The following is a 16,434-nucleotide window of genomic DNA, read 5'->3' on the forward strand; positions in this document are numbered from 1 at the left end:
CTAATTTTTCTTTAATAATTAATGCTCCGAGTGCTGTCCTGAATGTTTTGGCGGGTGTGCCCATTTCTTCTGAAAAAAGTGATGCGTATTCCGCTTCAAATTCTGACCAGGGAATGAGGTTGGCCATAATTACCCAACGATAATCTTGGGATAATTTCCCCTCAAAGGGCAGCTCGAAGTTTTCTGGTGGGGTTGTAATAAACCTACACCTGTCAGCATCCCACACCCCATCTTCCCACTTCCCCCGGTTGAGTTAGCGGGTTCGGCTTCGATCTGTCAGAATACAAGTATTGAAACAAACCCTTTAAGAGGCTTCATGGTGGAAGTTAAAGTCGTTCCCCCGAAACGCAATTGGGTTCAGACGTGGTGGCAATCCCTGAATTCCCTATCTCGCTTACTGGTGATTGCTCTAGCTGCACCACTTATAGTTCTGAATGCCTGGGCATTATCGGCAATTTTTGGCTATTTTGAATCTTTATTTGTTATTTTACTGATAGCGGCCGTTCTATCTTTTCTCTTGGGTTATCCAGTGACTTGGTTGGAACGTCAGGGATTAAAACGGGGTTTAGCTGCGATCGTGGTTTCCCTGATCACGATTTTAATTTTTGTGGCCGTGGGAATCACCCTAGTTCCCCTAGTCTTCACCCAAGCGCAGCAATTTGTCAATAGATTGCCAGAATGGTTAGACTCGGGACAGCGCCAACTGATGCAACTAGATACCAAAATCGACACGATGAATCTACCGATTCCGATCAGTTTCGATGGTGTTATCGCTCAGTTTAACAGTCGTTTAGGGGCAGAATTGCAAATTTTAGCGGGAAGAAGCGTTAATTTAGCCCTTAATCTCACCGTTTTTACCGTGGTGCGAGTGCTTGATGTGCTGCTAACCATTATCCTCACCTTTTATCTACTTCTCCACAGTCCCGATATCTGGAGGAGTATTATCCAATGGTTGCCCAAACCCGTCCAACAACCCTTTTCCCTAACCCTACGCTTAAGTTTTCAGAATTACTTTGTCGGCCAGGTGATTTGTGCCACTTGCATGGCCCTGGGATTAGTCACGGCATTTTTATCGATTAAAGTCCCTTTTGGTCTTCTATTCGGCCTCTTGATTGGTACCATGGCCTTAATCCCTTTTGGGGGAACTGTAGGCATTGTCACGGTGACAGCTTTACTAGCTTTGCGCGATATTGGTTTAGCTCTGCAAGTTTTAGCCGTAGCTGTAGTGGTGCAGCAAATTGTCGAAAACGGCATTGCTCCCCGGATTTTGGGCAGTGTCACCGGGTTAAATCCCTTTTGGGTGTTGGTTTCGGTCTTGACGGGGGCGCGAGTGGGCGGTTTACTGGGGGTGATTGTCGCAGTTCCCATGGCAGTAATGATCAAGGAAGCTTTGGAGGTTATCCGTCAAGTGACTCCAGAGGAGACAAAATACGGGATAATTAAACCCTCTCTCCCCCTAGAATCGGAATCCTCTAGCGGGGTGGTTTCTCGCTGAAGAATGACTGACGGCATCATCTAGGCCGATCTGAGCAATAATATTGGCCGGGATAAATCGGCAGTTTTCTCCCAGGTTCTTGGCTTTTCTCCCTCGATCGAGTTATGATGTAAACATTGGTAGATTGACCCCACTTGCCCTGATCGCTGTCCATGACAAGTAAGGACAAATCAAGGCTTGAGGATGCCTTGCTGGTCTCTGAGACCTAGCTTATTGGGAGATTAGCTAACCAATTGTCTCTAAACTCGGATAATTTCTAAGAAAAGGTGATTGTCTATCCCGATAAATCAGCAAAAAATCGATATTTTGGTTAAATAGGCTACATTAACAGCTAGGTTTCTATCGTAAGCTCAAAGTTAAGACATAAAGTCAATATCACCCTCCGATTGCAATGAGAAAATGTTTGAATCGCTTAATATTTGGGCTTTTCAGACATTTTTTTTGTGGATTGATACTAAATCCAGTTATTAAAAACTGATTTAGTATGACATGGACAAACACCAACAGACCATGATCTGGAGAGATGGTCAAGAAAAGTATCAGAGTGAACTATTGGAAAAGAATTGGTAAAATATAATTAGTAGGGAGAGTATTGCTGTTAATGTTTCGCTTTTTAACGAGACGTTAACCAAGCCCAAAGGCAAAAAATAGCAGTAATTTGTCAAAAGCTCAGGGCCGATGGCTGACTGCTCTGTATATCTCTCGTATTCTTTACTTGTCGAGTTCAACACGACCCCTTTATGGAATCAAGCAACCCGTCAGGGAAGACTTCCGAACCTCCTAGTCATAGGTGGGCCAATTTACTCGGAACTATGATCGCAATTCTGACCCTAACGTTACCCTTGTTAGCGATTGGATATAACTCCACGCCTAACTATACCGAAGAACCCCTTACCGGTAACACATCCTACTCCCTAACGAGGCAAATGAGGTGACAGAATTGAGATAGACGATTGCCAAGATAAAATTTTTTTCTTCGTCCCGATCCCCCTTGTGGGTAAAATTTGGATCGGAGTCAATCAAAGTGTCTTTTAATTTTGCCTGCGCTTTTAGGTGACTCTAAAGGCGCTATTGTCTTGTATTTGGAGAAAGCTTGTGGATTTATCGCGCATTCCTGCCCAACCGAAACCCGGTTTAATTAACGTTTTAGTGGAAATTACTGCTGGTAGTAAGAATAAATACGAGTTTGATAAGGATTTAAACGCCTTTGCTCTCGATCGCGTTCTCTATTCTTCGGTACAATATCCCTGTGATTATGGTTTTGTTCCCAATACCCTCGCCGATGACGGCGATCCTTTAGATGGTATGGTGATCATGGATCAGCCTACTTTCCCCGGCTGTGTGATTACAGCGCGTCCCATTGGTATGTTAGAAATGATCGATGGTGGTGATCGCGATGAAAAAATTCTCTGTGTTCCCGCTAAAGATCCCCGTTATGCAGAGGTAAAATCTCTCAAAGATGTCTCTCCCCATCGCTTGGACGAAATCGCCGAGTTTTTCAAAACCTATAAGAATCTAGAGAAAAAAGTCACAGAAATTCTCGGTTGGAAAGATGTGGACGCAGTAACCGCTTTAGTTGAACAGTGTATTGCTGCTTATAAGTAATCTAAGTCCAAAATCAGTAAACAGTTATCAGTGATCAGATTGGAGTTTTTTCACTGATTACTGTTCACTGTTCACTGAAAATACCCCCACTTTCCCACTTCCCCACTTCCAATTTTATGCGAATAGAAACCTTAAAATCGGGTTTAATCGTCTCCTGTCAAGCGCCAGTGGAGTCATCTCTGCACGATCCTGTAATTATTGCTGCCATGGCTCATGCTTGCGTGGATAGGGGTGCTTGTGGGGTAAGAATTGATAGTCCCGCTCATCTGAAAGCCACCCGTCAACAATTGCCGGATATACCGATAATTGGACTCTGGAAACGCAATTATCCCGATTGTTCGGTATATATTACGCCCAAATATCAAGATGCTCTGGCCATTGCCGATGCGGGTGCCGATATAATTGCCTTGGATGCTACCCCCAGAAAGCGTCCTAATGATGAAAATTTAGCCACAATTATCGATCGTATTCATCGGGAAACCGGTAAATTAGTCATGGCAGATATAGACTCGATCGAAAGTGCTATTTATGCCGTGGCAGCTGGTGCTGATATTGTCGGTACAACTCTTTACGGTTACACAGAAGCAACTAAACAGCTGCAGCCGCCGAGTTTTTCTTTCCTAGAAGAATTAGTTAATAAGTTATCAGTTCCTGTTATCTGTGAAGGAGGAATATCGACTCCAAAAGAAGCCAAAAAAGCCCTAGAAGTTGGTGCATATTCGGTAGTTGTTGGTACGGCAATTACAGGGATTGATTTAAAAACTACCGCTTTTTTACAAGGAATTTTATCGAAATATTCATGACATTAATCTTGCTCCTAGCCGTGCCTGGTAGCCACTTCTAGGGATTAGGAAAAAAACCAAAAAGTTTAGCCGCACCACCCAAAATAGCGACGACTAAAGCGATTAAAATCCCCCGGTTAGTAAATTCCTGATAGGCAATCCGTGCCGTTAATCCCTTGATTTCCGTGGTCAATCGCTCATCTAAAGCTTTAATATCTCCTTTTAACTCTCCTTTGAGTTCTGCTTGTCCGATTTCTAATTTTGTGAGACGTTCATCGATTTTGTCGAATTTTTGAGTAACATCTCTTTGTAGGTTATCGATTTTTCCCTCAATCCTTGTCAGAACGGCTTCTAGGGAATAAGTTACAGTTTCGTTAGACATTTTGCTAAACTCCTATGGCGTTTTCGGGTTTTTGAGCGGCCATTTATTATGATCATAAGGCCTCTAGCCTTGCCTAGGAGCCAGTTCTAGGGATTGGGGAAAAAACCAAAAAGTTTAGCAGCACCTCCCAAGACGGCCACCACCAAAGCTATCAGAATCCCCCGGTTGGTAAATTCCTGATAACCAACCCGTGTAGTTAATCCCTCGATTTTCTCGTCTAATACTTTAATATCTCCTTTTAACTCTCCCTTTAACCCCTCGATTTTCTCGTCTAATACCTTAATATCGCCTTTTAACTCTGCTTTGAGTTCGGCCTGTCCGATTTCTACTTTGGTTAGCCGGTCCTCTACTTTGTCAAATCTCTCATCTACTTTGTCAAATCTCCCATCCATCCGTTTTTCTAGGGAGTCGATTTTACTCTCAATCCTAGTTAGGACAGCTTCTAGGGAATAAGTTACAGTTTCGTTAGACATTTGCTAAACCCCTATTCAGTTTTCAGTTATCAGATTTGAATTTTAAGTGAACGGTATTAAATGGCAGTTTTCTACTGTCTTTGCACCGATTACTGCTTACTGATTATGGCAGTTTTCTGCTGTCTTTGCACCGATTACTGTTTACTGATTACTTTTAACTGGCTGTTAACTTAGTCATAACTTGGATAATATATAATACCTATGTCAAGTTTATGTAATAAAATTTAACCTAATCAAGGTCTGAACACCAGTTTTGACTTTATTCCTGAAAATATGAGTATTTCTCGCCGTAATTTCCTCACCTTTTTAACTGCCACTGCTGGTGTCTCTTTTTTCAGTCTGCAAGAGAAAAAATATTCCTCTCTGATTAGCAGTCCTGCGATCGCTGCCAATAGTTTTGGGTTAAACTTTTCTCCAGTCAAACTGCCAATTCCCTTAAAAATTGACGGTATGAGCGATGAAAGCCAAAAAAATGCCTATCAAACCTATAAAGTCCTAGATGATCTCGTTCTTCCGCAAGGATTCACCTATGATGTGCTGGCACAGTGGGGGGATAAAGTGGGTGATTCCCGTTTCGGTTATAACAATGATTATCTATCTTTTATCGAAACCAGTCCGGGTCAAGGTTATCTAACCGTTAATTTTGAATATATCAGTGGTCGTACTTGGCTACAAACCTTTGAACAAGTGATTGGTAAAACCCTACCCGTCAAGGAAGTACGAGAAAAAACCAACGAAAAGGGTGAAATTGCCGCCTATCGTCTGCAAGATGCCAGCTTAAGGGCAAAAATCGAGGAAATCTCCCTAGAAGGCTTAATTGATCAGGGAATTGGCGTAATTTCCCTCGCTAAAGATCAAACGGGAAAATGGCAACGTACCTATAGTAAAGCTGATCGCCGCATTACCGGTATTTCTGGACTAAAGGACGGTCATTACCTGAAAGCGACCGGTCCTGCTGTAGCAATTTTTACCAAAACCGATAAACTTGGCTACGATGACGGATTAGGGGCAAAAATTATCGGAACGTTGCAAAATTGCGCCGGGGGAACAACTCCCTGGGGGACCGTATTTAGTGCCGAGGAGAACTTTCAAGACCAAGTGACCGAGGTAGTGTTAAAAGATGGTTCTTCTTTGCATCCCGATACTACCCCCTTTATTCTCAATAGTTCGGAAGTGGATGGCCGGGGTAACGTCTTCGGGTTAGCGGGAAATAAATACGGTTGGATGGTGGAGGTGGATCCGGCCAATCCCGACGATTACGGCACAAAACACACTTGGTTAGGGCGTTTTCGCCATGAAGCGGTCGCTTTTCTCGCTCAAACGGGGCAACCCTTGGCGGTTTATTCAGGATGCGATCGCAGAGGCGGTCATATCTATAAATTCGTCTCCGAGGGCAAAATTAGCGATATTAAGGCGAAAAATAACTCAAAACTCCTAGAAAAAGGAATGCTCTACGGGGCCAAATTCAACCCCGATAAAACTGGTTATTGGATACCATTAAATCCCGACACGGAGATAAATCCCGTCCTACCGAGTCAAATTGCCGCTAGTCGCGGGGATGGGGTGGTAGCTTTGCCAAATCCCGAAAGAACGGTCAATGAGACTAAATTACTGCTATTTAAGGACGATGAGGAGATTCTGGCCTACAAATCTAAATATAAGACCCTCGCAGACCTGTATGAAGGTAATGGGACGGAAAAACAGGGAGCAATTCTCATCGATGCTCATTTTGCCGCTAACGCCGTTGGGATCACTTGTACTGGTCGGCCGGAAGATACGGAAGTGGACGAGAATGGCACTTTATATATGACCTTTACCTCTGGTAGTCCCAGTGAAGCGGAGGGAGGAGCCGATAAGGAAATATTTAAGGGACCAAATGGCGAAATCCCCTACGAATTTGGTTGGATTATCAGCTTAAGGGAAGATAATAACGATGCTGCTTCCTTAAGTTTTCGTTGGGATGTGGTCGCTTATGGAGGGGAACCGACAGAGAAAGGTGAGGGTTTTTCTAATCCCGATAACCTCGCGTTCGATAAACAGGGAAATCTCTGGATGGTTAGCGATATTTCCACGGGTGGGTTAAATCGAGAGATGAAAACTCGTTATCCCCAAGGAGTCCCGGTTAGTCAACGGGATTTATTGGGGATTTTTGGTAATAATAGCGCTTGGGTGTTTGCCAAGGGTCAAGAGCATCCCTATCCTTTTGCTATCGCTCCCATGGATGCGGAATTAACGGGATTGTACTTTACTCCCGACCAAGAGACGTTATTTTTGGCAGTACAACATCCGGGGGAAGCGGGGGGAATTCGTCGGGATTTGGCCTTTGAAAACCGAAAATTTGCCCTGAAAACCACTAATGGGCAGGAATTTGAACAAATACGACAAGTACCCCTAGGGTCGAATTGGCCCAGTGGTCAAGTTAATCAACCTCCCCGGCCGGCAGTGGTGGCAATTCGCCGAATTGAGTCAAAATAGGTGAGGGAAGTAGGGAAGTGGGGAGGTGGGGAAGTGGGGAGGTGGGGAAGTGGGGAGGTGGGGAGAAAAAGGAAATAGATTGTTTCCTTGGAGTAGAAAAGCGATCTTTTTCAGGAAAAATCGTTAAATTAAGGATTTTAAGGGCAAGGTCGCCATTAAAATCTCACTTTTGCCGGAGATATGTTGTGATTTTGTCCTTGAGTTTCCCAAAGATGGGCTTACTATGAGAGTAGGGGGAAAAAAGATAATTTTAGCGATCGATTAACAATGACTAGGGATCTCTGTAGGATTTTATTGATAGAGGACGAACCGAAGACTGTTAAATTAATCCAGAGATTGCTGTTAAAGGCCCCCCAATGTTCTCTGGCTGAGGGGTTGACTTTTACCCTCACCCAAGCTCAGGATCTAGAGGAAACTGCCGAAAAACTGGCAGGGGAGAAATTTAATCTCATCCTCTTAAGCTTGGAAATCTCCGTCCCCCCCGGCTTAAATATTCTAGTCAAAACCAGAGAATTAGCCTCTGATATACCGATAGTGGTTCAAACTACTAGCAATGATGAGAAATTAGTCGTTAAAGCCTTTCAACTCGGTGCTGACGGTTATATTCAGTTAAATAATATCGATAGTAGTCTTTTAGTCTATCAAATTCGTGTGGCGATCGAACGTCAGCAATATATCCTCAATCTTAAACATCAACAACAGGAAGAAGAATTTCGCGAACTGGAACAGTTAATCAAGGGAGGACAAACTAGCATCACAGCGAAAATGTTCGGTTCTGAGGCAATAAGGCAGAGTATTCCCGATATTTTTCAAGAATTAGTTCAAAATTACGGAGATTTATTAGATTTAGCTTTAGAAGAACAAGCATACAAAGTGGAACATAATCTATCGGAACGACTGCGAAGCTTGGCCGATAAGTTAGGATTCTTAAAAGCTAGTCCTCGCGATGTGGTGGACATTCATACTACCACCCTACGCCAAAAAAATCAGGATGTCACCCTAGCTAAAGCGCAGGCCTACGTTAGCGAAGGTCGTCTCATGGTCTTGGAATTGATGGGTTATCTCGTCTCTTTCTATCGTAAATACTATATCGGTCTCAGCAACATTAAACTGTTCAATAACACGCAATCATGAGTCAATATCTTCTCAAACTCTACATTATGGGTGATTCAAGTAAATCCCAAAGGGCGATCGCCAATATTTTTCGTATCTGTCGCGAGGAGTTATCTGATCTTTATACGGTAGAAATAATTGATGTTCTTGAACAGCCGCAATTAGCGGAACAGGATAAAATTCTCGTAACTCCTACTTTGGTCAAACAACTTCCCCCACCCCTACAAAGAATTATCGGTGATATGTCCAATACCCAAAAGGTTCTCCTCGGTTTGGATGTTATTCCCAAAGACTCCCATCTCAATTAGGATTCACCGAAAAATTCTTCTGGTTAGGTTTTTCCTCGCTAATAAGTAGATAGGATTAAAATTACCCCTTGAAGACAGTTGAAAATCAATAGTCATCCCCATCATAGCAAAGACTGGACACGATCGAGAGGCCAGTAAACTTTATAGGCTTGACCAACGATATAACTTTCTGGCAAAAAACCCCAAGCATGGGAATCAAAACTATGGTTACGATTATCTCCCAAAACAAACAGATTTTTTGGGGGTACAGTCATAAATTCTATTTCATAATTGCCCAACTCGGCAGTGTAGGGTTCTTGGATAACTTGCCGGTTGAGATAAACTTTACCCCTGCGGATTTCAATGGTATCTCCGGCAATAGCGATGACTCGTTTGATAAAAAAATCTCCAGACTTAGGATCTAGTTGCCTAATTTTTTCGGGAGTTCTAAAAACAATTATATCGCCTCTTTTCGCTTGATAATTACCAGATTGACTGACGAAAACGCGATCACCTATTGCGAGGGTAGGTAGCATGGATTCGCTCGGAATCTGGAAAAATTCTATTTTTTGATGTAACCAATTGGGAAAATAATTACAGATAATTCCCCAAGTAAAAATCACTCCCACCATCAGTGCCAAAATGGAACGATAGGTGTGACGATGGGGGTGGAATTGATGGGGGAAAGTGTGATAAACATGATAAATAGCGATCGCTGTAACTAAAGGGGTAAGAAAGAGGATATTGGTGAAAAAATGATCCATTTTCAGGCTAATCTGGGATATAGTCAGAAAAATTATCCCTAATCTCACCTTATCAGCGTACAATTGCCCCAAACCTGGCATAATCCGGTTAGCGAAGACGGCAAACCATGGGTTTTTTTGTTTCCGGGGAATTTTCTCTAAGCTGTTATTCTGTCTGGAATCATAAACAGTCCAGTGAGCGTCAAAAATATTGCTAATGTAAACGATAACCAGAGCAACTATTCCCCCTAATCCCCAGCTTACAGGGCCATTGGGGCTAAAAATTGACCAAATTGTCACAATTATTAATATTACTTGAGCGATCGCCCAAATGGTTGCTTTTTGGTTTTTGTTAGCATACCATTGTCCCAAACCGGGGAAAAACATCGAGAGATTGACCGCTAACCAGGGATCTTTTGCTTGTGAATTAGTCGCATAAGGACGAGAAACAGCCGAAAAAAGGGAGGGTTTGCTCATAGTATATATTTATTGGCAATTCAGTAATCAGTAAACAGTAATCAGTAAACAGTGATCAGTAATCAGTGAAAACACATTAGGAATAATACTGCTCCCTTAATACATACTGCTCACTTAAAACTCAAATCTGATAACTGATAACTGGTAACTGCTCACTTAAAACTCAAATCTGATAACTGATAACTGGTAACTGGTAACTTAAAACTCAAATCTGATAACTGATAACTGATAACTGCTCTAACAACCAATAACAATTAATGCTTTTACTTCAATTTAGCACCTCTCATTACTGTCGCAAAGCTCGTTTAGCACTAGGTTATAAGGGGATTGATTACCAAGTAGAAAATCTCACCCCCGGACTACATATTCTCAAACTCAGTCCCCTAACTAAAGGGTTAACCACTGTCCCCGTTTTAATGGCAGCAGATGAGATTATTGCCGATTCTACTGCCATTTTCAGATATTTAGAAAAAGTAGTTCCTTTCCCCTCTTTTATTCCCGCTGGGGAAAAGGAGAAAAATCAAGCTTGGTTACTAGAGGATTGGTTAGATGAAAGTATTGGAGTAGCGACGAGATTTGTCTATTATGATTATCGCGCTGGAGAGGGAAAAGCGATCGATTCTTCCCTGAGTAGTCAAATAATTATTAAGATCGTGCGACAACAATATAAAATCACCCCAGCAAGGGTAAAACTAGCGGAGGAGCGCCTAGAAAATGCCCTCAAGATTCTAGAATATTGGCAAAATCAGGCCTATTTGGTGGGAGATAAATTAAGTGTAGCCGATATTGCCGCCACTGCCCTACTCAGTCCTCTGGCTCTAATTCCCAGTTATCGTCAAAAATATCCCTGGTTGTTTGCTAGAATCGGGGAAATTCATCAACAGTGTCGAGAAAAATTGCCCCCCGGTTTAAATTAAATGCAGCGAACGACCAAAATTATCATCCTCATCTCTATCGGTTTCTTATCGCCCCTAAAAGCCCTTGCTTTGCCCTCTCCTGAAGATATTCCCGAAGAAGTTTTACGAGCAGAAATTATCACCTCGGCTCGCTCGCCCCTTGATAATCAACCCCTAACTGCGGCAGAATATGCCTTACTAGAAGAACAATTAGCCACCAGCATTTATCCCCCCCAAATTAATCCCAAGATTCGACAATTAATTGCCCTGAGAAGATTACAAAAACTCCTCCAGATATTGATACCTTTCTATCGTTAAAATAAAAATAGTCAATCTCCTTTGGCGAGAGTGCATCTGCTAACCGAAAAATTTAGAGAGGATTGGCGTAGGGCGATCGCTTTTATCGCCAGCAGACAAAAATCCCGTGTTATGATTAATGAAAAAATCATAAAGTTTTGTAACAAACCTTGACTGCTATCCTCCGCCCCCAAGAAAAGCCCCTGCTTAATCCCCCTTGGTACTCCCTGTCCCCTCTCTGGCAAGGAGACGAAACCGATGTTAAACAAGGTTTACCCCATAGTCAACTCGCGCCTCCTTGGCAGATTTTAATTCTCGGCGATGGTTCTCCCACCCGTCATTTACAACTTTTAACCGGTGAAAAAACGGAAGTGGATGTGATCGATATGTCCCCCATCGGCGACGATGAAGATGGCGCACCGATGAAAATTAGCCTGATTCCAGGACCGAGATTGCGTCGTCAAGTCTGGTTACGCACAGCTAGTGGTCAAAGGTTAGCCTATGCCGCTTCTTGGTGGTCCGCCAATCAAGTGGACGAATATCTAGAAAATCGTTCCCTACCGATTTGGGAAAGTCTCTCGCGGCTGCACACGGAATTGTATCGCGATGTGCAGGGACTTTATTACGGTCATTCCCCGGAATTAGAAATAGCTTTTGGGGAAAAAGGAGGATTTTGGGGTCGTCATTACCTATTTTGGCACGCTCGCCAACCCCTTACCCTGATTTACGAGGTTTTTTCTCCCTATCTCCGTAAATACCTCGGCGAAATGAGAATTGATCAATTAGGATAACTGCCGTAGATATTTCTATGTAGTTCAATTAGCTAATCTTTGGAGAGAATTAAATGATTTTTCTCCGTTAATTTTGCCATCCAACCCGGTTCGATCACAATCGTGCTAATTTTTTCGATAATAATTGCAGGTCCTGCCAGACAATCAAAAGGTTCCAGATCTGAACGCTGATAAATTGGCGTTTCCCGCCATTGATTAGCCATAAAAACCGCTACTCGATCGAGGATAGGAGGTAATTCTCCCATGGGACGGGTGCGAGTTAAAATTGCTTCTTGGGGACTGTCCATAGTCTGGATCAATTCCACGGCAATCGACTCAACAATTAAAGCTTTTTGTTCTTGTTTAAACCCATAACGTCTTTGATGTTCCCGTTCAAAATCCTGACGCATTTGATCGCTAAAATTAACCGCTAAAGTGGCATCACTGCCTTGATATTTTAAACTGACTTGCTGCCGCACCCGATTATAACCCTCTAATTCCCGACCCGCTAAAACTTCTAATTCCTTCATCTCCGTGAGTAACTGCCCGATTAAATCGGCATTTAACGGCTGTTCGATCGCTTTTTCTTTAATTACCCTCAAATCGGCCAAACCCATGCCGTAGGCGCTTAAAACCCCAGCGTAGGGATGGAGAAAAATACTTTTCATTCCCAGAGTATCGGCAATTAAACAGGCCACTTGACCCCCGGCACCGCCAAAGGTACAAAGAGTATAATCACTGAGATCATAACCCTTTTGTAGAGAGATTTTTTTAATCGCATTAGCCATATTTTCTACGGCAATTTGAATAAACCCCGCAGCCAACATTTCAGGACTATTATTACCCCCCATTGTTGCCGCCAATTCTTGAAACTTTGTCAGCACAATCTCTCTATCTATGTGTAAATTTCCCTCTTGTCCAAAAATAGCGGGAAAATAGGCGGCTTGAATTTTTCCTAACAAAACATTAGCATCGGTAATTGTTAATGATCCACCCCGTCGATAACAGGCAGGTCCGGGATTAGCTCCGGCACTTTCTGGTCCGACCCGAAAACGATAACCATCATAGACTAAAATCGAACCCCCACCAGCGGCCACGGTGTGAATACTTAACATCGGCGCTCGCATTCTTACGCCGGCAATTTCGTTATCTGTTTGCCGCTCGTATTCCCCTTGAAAATGAGAAACATCGGTGCTAGTTCCTCCCATATCAAAACTGATAATTTTGCTAAATCCTGCCCTTAAACTGGTTTGTACTGCCCCAACTATTCCCCCCGCAGGACCAGATAAAATGCTATCTTTACCCTGAAATTTATCGGCTGTGACTAAACCGCCATCGGATTTCATAAATAGTAAGCTAGTTTTCGGTAATTGCTGGCTAATACTATCAACATAGCGGCGTAAAATTGGTGATAGATAGGCAGAAACTACCGTGGTATCTCCCCGGGATACCAGCTTCATTAAAGGACTGACTTGGTGGGAAATGGCTAGGTGAGTAAAGCCGATTTCTTCGGCAATGGCTGCCACTTGTTTTTCGTGGTCAGGATAACGATAACCGTGCATAAAAACAATCGCACAACTTCGGATACCCCCTTGATAAACTGGTATTAAATCGGCTTTAACTTGGGCGGGATTAACGGTGATTAATTCCTGTCCTTGACTATCGTAGCGTTCGGCCACTTCGATAACTTGTTCGTATAATAAAGAAGGAAGAATAATTTGACGGGCAAAAATATCGGGGCGATTTTGATAGCCAATTCTCAAGGCATCTTTAAACCCTTTGGTGATTAACAAAACCGTGCGCTCTCCTTTTCTTTCTAACAGCGCATTGGTGGCTACCGTTGTTCCCATTTTAATCACTTCGATGTTATCTAGGGAACCGCTAATATCTTTGATCCCTTGAATGACTGCATCTGGGTATTTTTCGGGATTTTCCGAGAGCAGTTTATAGAGAACAATCCACTGTTGATCGGCAAGGGGAACAATCAGAAATCTAGCGGCATCTCTAGCTAGTCGTTCAATAATTTCTGGTTGATCGATTATCGCCACGATATCGGTAAAAGTTCCCCCTCGATCGATAAAAAATTTTAACATAATCCCTTCCAGTTCTCAGAATCAATTAACAATTGCGCCTAATCCTTTTAAGATAAACTAGATTGATTTATCTGAGTAAGCAAAATGTCCACAGGAATCGCTATCTTAGGGGTAGGACGTTGGGGAGTGCATTACGTCCGTCATTTTTCTCAACATCCCTCAGCGCAAGTAGTGGCGATCGTTGATCCCTCCCCTGAAAAACTCCGTCTCTGTCGGGATCAATTTAATCTGGATACTAATAAAGTTATTTTAGCCAATGACTGGGAATCTATTCGCAATCACCCCGAAATCTCGGCTGTGGTCGTCGTTACTCCCGCCATCAGTCATTATCCCCTGATTAAAGATGCTCTTAATTTAGGTTATCATGTCCTCGCCGAAAAACCCTTAACCCTCAATCCCCAAGAATGTGGCGAATTAACGGAATTAGCGGCGAAAAAACAGCGTATTTTATTAGTTGATCATACCTATCTTTTTCATCCGGCCGTTATCACCGGACAAAAAGTCCTGCAATCCGGGGGTATCGGTAAACCTCTTTATGGTTATGCCACTCGCACCCACCTGGGGCCAGTTCGTCAGGATGTGTCCGCTTTGTGGGATCTAGCTATTCACGATATCTCGATTTTTAATCATTGGCTTAATAGTACACCAGTATTAGTGCAGGCAAGGGGAACCTTCTGGCTACAACCTAATCTAGCCGATTTAGTCTGGTTAACCCTGATCTATGGCGATGGTTTTCAAGCGACTATTCACCTTTGTTGGTTGAATCCCGATAAACAGCGACGTTTAGGGATAGTTGGCAGCGAAGGGACTTTAATTTTTAATGAATTAGACTCTCGATCGCCTTTAACCCGACAAAAGGGCGATTTTGAACGTCAGGAAGCCTATTTTATTCCCCGGGGACAGGAGACGGAATCTATCCCTATTGCCGATGGTGAACCCCTGAAAGCATTGTGCGAACATTTTTTAGAGTCGGTGGCTACGGGTGTCGATTCTCCTGTATCTTCGGGATCGGTAGGGACGGAATTAGTCAAAATCCTCCAGGCAGCAGAATTATCTCTAGCCAGAGTTGGAGAGATTGTGCGCTTAAAATAGGGAAACATGGGATCGATAGGTAGGGTCTGCTGAAAAAGTTTTTCGTGGGGACAGGGTGTGGGGTGTGGGGTGTGAAGTATAACCTGATTTGCTATTGACGAGGAGTTTATACGGCGTTAGATTTATTAGAGGTTTTCTTAATTTGTACCCAGTAAGAGGGTATCGGAAATTCTCTTAATCCCCCCTACAGCACAGGTTATGCCTTTTTGTCAACGGGGAAGTCCAGAACCCTATCGGTGCGTAGCGCGCTCGATCGCTAACGGCTCAAATCAGCGACGGCATTAGAAAGCAAGCTCGGCAGCGACGAATTGCGACCGTCCGCTGCCACGCAGTGTTAGCTGGTGGTTCAAGGAAATAACTCAAAGTAATCGCAGTGACTTGGACGAATAATCGAAAAATCTCGGCGATCAAGTGTGTAAACGCGAGTAATAGTAAGCCTTTCAGCTATGGCAATGATCGCTGCATCTGTAAAGTCAAGCTGATTGTCAGCATATTGTTCCAATATCTCATGCACTCGTACCAAGTCTTCTGGGATTACAGGTTCAACTTGAACCGCATCAGGTGTCATACTGGATACAAAACGGCGCATTGCTTGGTGGCCCAATCTTGATGCAATCAGATAGCAGACCTCAGGCAGGACAACGACAGGTAGAACCAATGGCTCATTCACGCTTTGAGCAATAGCCAACACCCGTTGATGATTGCGATCGCCCTGATCGGTCAAGGCAAACAAAAAACTGGTGTCAAGTATCGCCGTCATACTGAATTGCTTGGGTTAAGATTCCAGCCGGACACCGGATCAATCTCATTGCCTAGAATCTCTTCATCACGTTCTGAAATATCCTGTTGACCAGAGTTGCCTAAACCTGCAACTGCAAGCAGAAAACTAGAAGAATGAGTGGTCAGTTCTCTTTGATGGGCTGCTTTATAGCGAAGATAGTCCAGAAAATTAGACAGTTCCACTAAAGCCTCATCAGGGAGAGCCTTGACTGCTTCAAGTAGCGGTTGCCGTTCTATAATGCTTCTATCCATTACTAAATCTTAGATTAGGACTTCTCCTATTTTACTCCTCAACTCAACGAACAGGCTCACTTACTAACTATCACAGCAGGTAACACCTGAATACAGTCCGCACAAATTGGCATGAAGTCAAAGATCACAGTTGGGGGTCTGCCGTCAACCTAACCCACCAGAGCGGCGTACTGCTACCCAGTGCCTTCGGCATCGCACTTAAATCCACAGTTTCCATCAATGTGCATGGTGCGTTCCCCAAAATCGATCGGTGGAGTAGTAGGACTTGCATTAGGGAACGCACCCAGCAATTCTCATTTTGAAAACAAAAGAAGATAAAGTTCTCTATGTGAACAAGAGAACTTCTGTCTAATTATCATTTTTTTTCAAGATAATCATCATAATTAGCTTCAAGAGACAGTTTTAAAATATCTGCCCATAAA

18 protein-coding genes are annotated in these 16,434 nt (G+C 43.2%); 11 read left to right on the plus strand and 7 right to left on the minus strand.

What is annotated here, in order from left to right:
• Window positions 1-199: transposase (locus O9323_RS21395; protein WP_502846436.1), on the minus strand; the 199-nt coding region annotated here is incomplete at its 3' end.
• A gap of 117 nt (window positions 200-316) precedes the next feature.
• On the opposite strand from O9323_RS21395, the gene O9323_RS21400 reads away from it, so the two are divergent.
• The 4 genes from O9323_RS21400 (at window position 317) to O9323_RS21410 (ending at window position 3,903) form a co-directional block, all read left to right on the plus strand.
• Window positions 317-1,495: an AI-2E family transporter gene (locus O9323_RS21400; RefSeq protein WP_069475566.1), complete on the plus strand. Its 1,179-nt coding sequence runs from the start codon at window positions 317-319 to the stop codon at window positions 1,493-1,495.
• Between the two features lie 740 nt (window positions 1,496-2,235).
• Window positions 2,236-2,430 carry a TLTLP motif-containing protein gene (locus O9323_RS22990; RefSeq protein WP_012267246.1) on the plus strand — a complete coding sequence of 65 codons (195 nt, stop codon included), beginning with the start codon at window positions 2,236-2,238 and terminating at the stop codon, window positions 2,428-2,430.
• A gap of 160 nt (window positions 2,431-2,590) precedes the next feature.
• Window positions 2,591-3,100 carry an inorganic diphosphatase gene (locus O9323_RS21405; protein WP_002732961.1) on the plus strand — a complete coding sequence of 170 codons (510 nt, stop codon included), beginning with the start codon at window positions 2,591-2,593 and terminating at the stop codon, window positions 3,098-3,100.
• Between the two features lie 116 nt (window positions 3,101-3,216).
• Complete coding sequence (locus O9323_RS21410; protein ID WP_288125730.1) at window positions 3,217-3,903, plus strand: N-acetylmannosamine-6-phosphate 2-epimerase; 687 nt, start codon at window positions 3,217-3,219, stop codon at window positions 3,901-3,903.
• 37 nt (window positions 3,904-3,940) lie between these two features.
• Here O9323_RS21410 and O9323_RS21415 read toward each other — a convergent pair whose 3' ends face one another.
• Both O9323_RS21415 and O9323_RS21420 read right to left on the minus strand, forming a co-directional pair.
• Window positions 3,941-4,264: a DUF4164 family protein gene (locus tag O9323_RS21415; RefSeq protein WP_002752658.1), complete on the minus strand. Its 324-nt coding sequence runs from the start codon at window positions 4,262-4,264 to the stop codon at window positions 3,941-3,943.
• An 86-nt stretch (window positions 4,265-4,350) separates the two neighbouring features.
• Window positions 4,351-4,737, minus strand: coding sequence for a DUF4164 family protein (locus O9323_RS21420; protein ID WP_288125731.1), 387 nt, complete (start codon window positions 4,735-4,737; stop codon window positions 4,351-4,353).
• Between the two features lie 273 nt (window positions 4,738-5,010).
• On the opposite strand from O9323_RS21420, the gene O9323_RS21425 reads away from it, so the two are divergent.
• The 3 genes from O9323_RS21425 to O9323_RS21435 all read left to right on the plus strand — a co-directional run bounded on the left by O9323_RS21425 (window position 5,011) and on the right by O9323_RS21435 (window position 8,633).
• Complete coding sequence (locus O9323_RS21425) at window positions 5,011-7,212, plus strand: PhoX family protein (RefSeq protein WP_149107313.1); 2,202 nt, start codon at window positions 5,011-5,013, stop codon at window positions 7,210-7,212.
• A 267-nt stretch (window positions 7,213-7,479) separates the two neighbouring features.
• Window positions 7,480-8,346, plus strand: a complete 867-nt coding sequence (locus O9323_RS21430) for a response regulator (RefSeq protein ID WP_002752660.1) — start codon at window positions 7,480-7,482, stop codon at window positions 8,344-8,346.
• Entirely contained in the window at window positions 8,343-8,633 is a 291-nt protein-coding gene (locus O9323_RS21435) for a circadian clock KaiB family protein (RefSeq protein ID WP_002752661.1), read from the plus strand. Before O9323_RS21430 ends, O9323_RS21435 begins: the two co-directional genes overlap by 4 nt.
• 101 nt (window positions 8,634-8,734) lie before the next feature.
• Here the strand turns inward: O9323_RS21435 and lepB are convergent, their stop codons facing one another.
• Window positions 8,735-9,832 carry a signal peptidase I gene (gene lepB / locus O9323_RS21440; protein ID WP_002752662.1) on the minus strand — a complete coding sequence of 366 codons (1,098 nt, stop codon included), beginning with the start codon at window positions 9,830-9,832 and terminating at the stop codon, window positions 8,735-8,737.
• A gap of 257 nt (window positions 9,833-10,089) precedes the next feature.
• On the opposite strand from lepB, the gene O9323_RS21445 reads away from it, so the two are divergent.
• From O9323_RS21445 to O9323_RS21455, 3 genes are all read left to right on the plus strand, one after another.
• Window positions 10,090-10,749 carry a glutathione S-transferase family protein gene (locus O9323_RS21445; protein WP_002752663.1) on the plus strand — a complete coding sequence of 220 codons (660 nt, stop codon included), beginning with the start codon at window positions 10,090-10,092 and terminating at the stop codon, window positions 10,747-10,749.
• Complete coding sequence (locus O9323_RS21450) at window positions 10,750-11,046, plus strand: hypothetical protein (protein ID WP_002733251.1); 297 nt, start codon at window positions 10,750-10,752, stop codon at window positions 11,044-11,046. It abuts the gene before it with no gap.
• A 149-nt stretch (window positions 11,047-11,195) separates the two neighbouring features.
• Entirely contained in the window at window positions 11,196-11,816 is a 621-nt protein-coding gene (locus O9323_RS21455; RefSeq protein WP_002752664.1) for a chorismate lyase, read from the plus strand.
• 32 nt (window positions 11,817-11,848) lie between these two features.
• Here O9323_RS21455 and O9323_RS21460 read toward each other — a convergent pair whose 3' ends face one another.
• A complete protein-coding gene (locus O9323_RS21460) occupies window positions 11,849-13,888 on the minus strand; it encodes a hydantoinase/oxoprolinase family protein (RefSeq protein WP_288125732.1) in 2,040 nt (679 codons plus the stop codon).
• A gap of 84 nt (window positions 13,889-13,972) precedes the next feature.
• On the opposite strand from O9323_RS21460, the gene O9323_RS21465 reads away from it, so the two are divergent.
• On the plus strand, window positions 13,973-14,980 hold the full coding sequence (locus tag O9323_RS21465) for a Gfo/Idh/MocA family protein (protein WP_002752667.1): 1,008 nt from the start codon (window positions 13,973-13,975) through the stop codon (window positions 14,978-14,980).
• Between the two features lie 346 nt (window positions 14,981-15,326).
• On the opposite strand, the gene O9323_RS21470 is transcribed toward O9323_RS21465, so the two are convergent.
• Both O9323_RS21470 and O9323_RS21475 read right to left on the minus strand, forming a co-directional pair.
• Complete coding sequence (locus tag O9323_RS21470) at window positions 15,327-15,740, minus strand: type II toxin-antitoxin system VapC family toxin (protein WP_002758126.1); 414 nt, start codon at window positions 15,738-15,740, stop codon at window positions 15,327-15,329.
• The gene (locus O9323_RS21475) at window positions 15,737-16,012 is read right to left on the minus strand and encodes a hypothetical protein (RefSeq protein ID WP_002752671.1); all 276 of its coding nucleotides are present in this window, start codon (window positions 16,010-16,012) and stop codon (window positions 15,737-15,739) included. Before O9323_RS21475 ends, O9323_RS21470 begins: the two co-directional genes overlap by 4 nt.
• Between the last annotated feature and the right edge of the window lie 422 nt (window positions 16,013-16,434).

Origin of the sequence: Microcystis sp. LE19-131.1A, assembly GCF_027532015.1 — a bacterium.
GTDB classification, from domain to species: Bacteria; Cyanobacteriota; Cyanobacteriia; order Cyanobacteriales; family Microcystaceae; genus Microcystis; species Microcystis ichthyoblabe_A.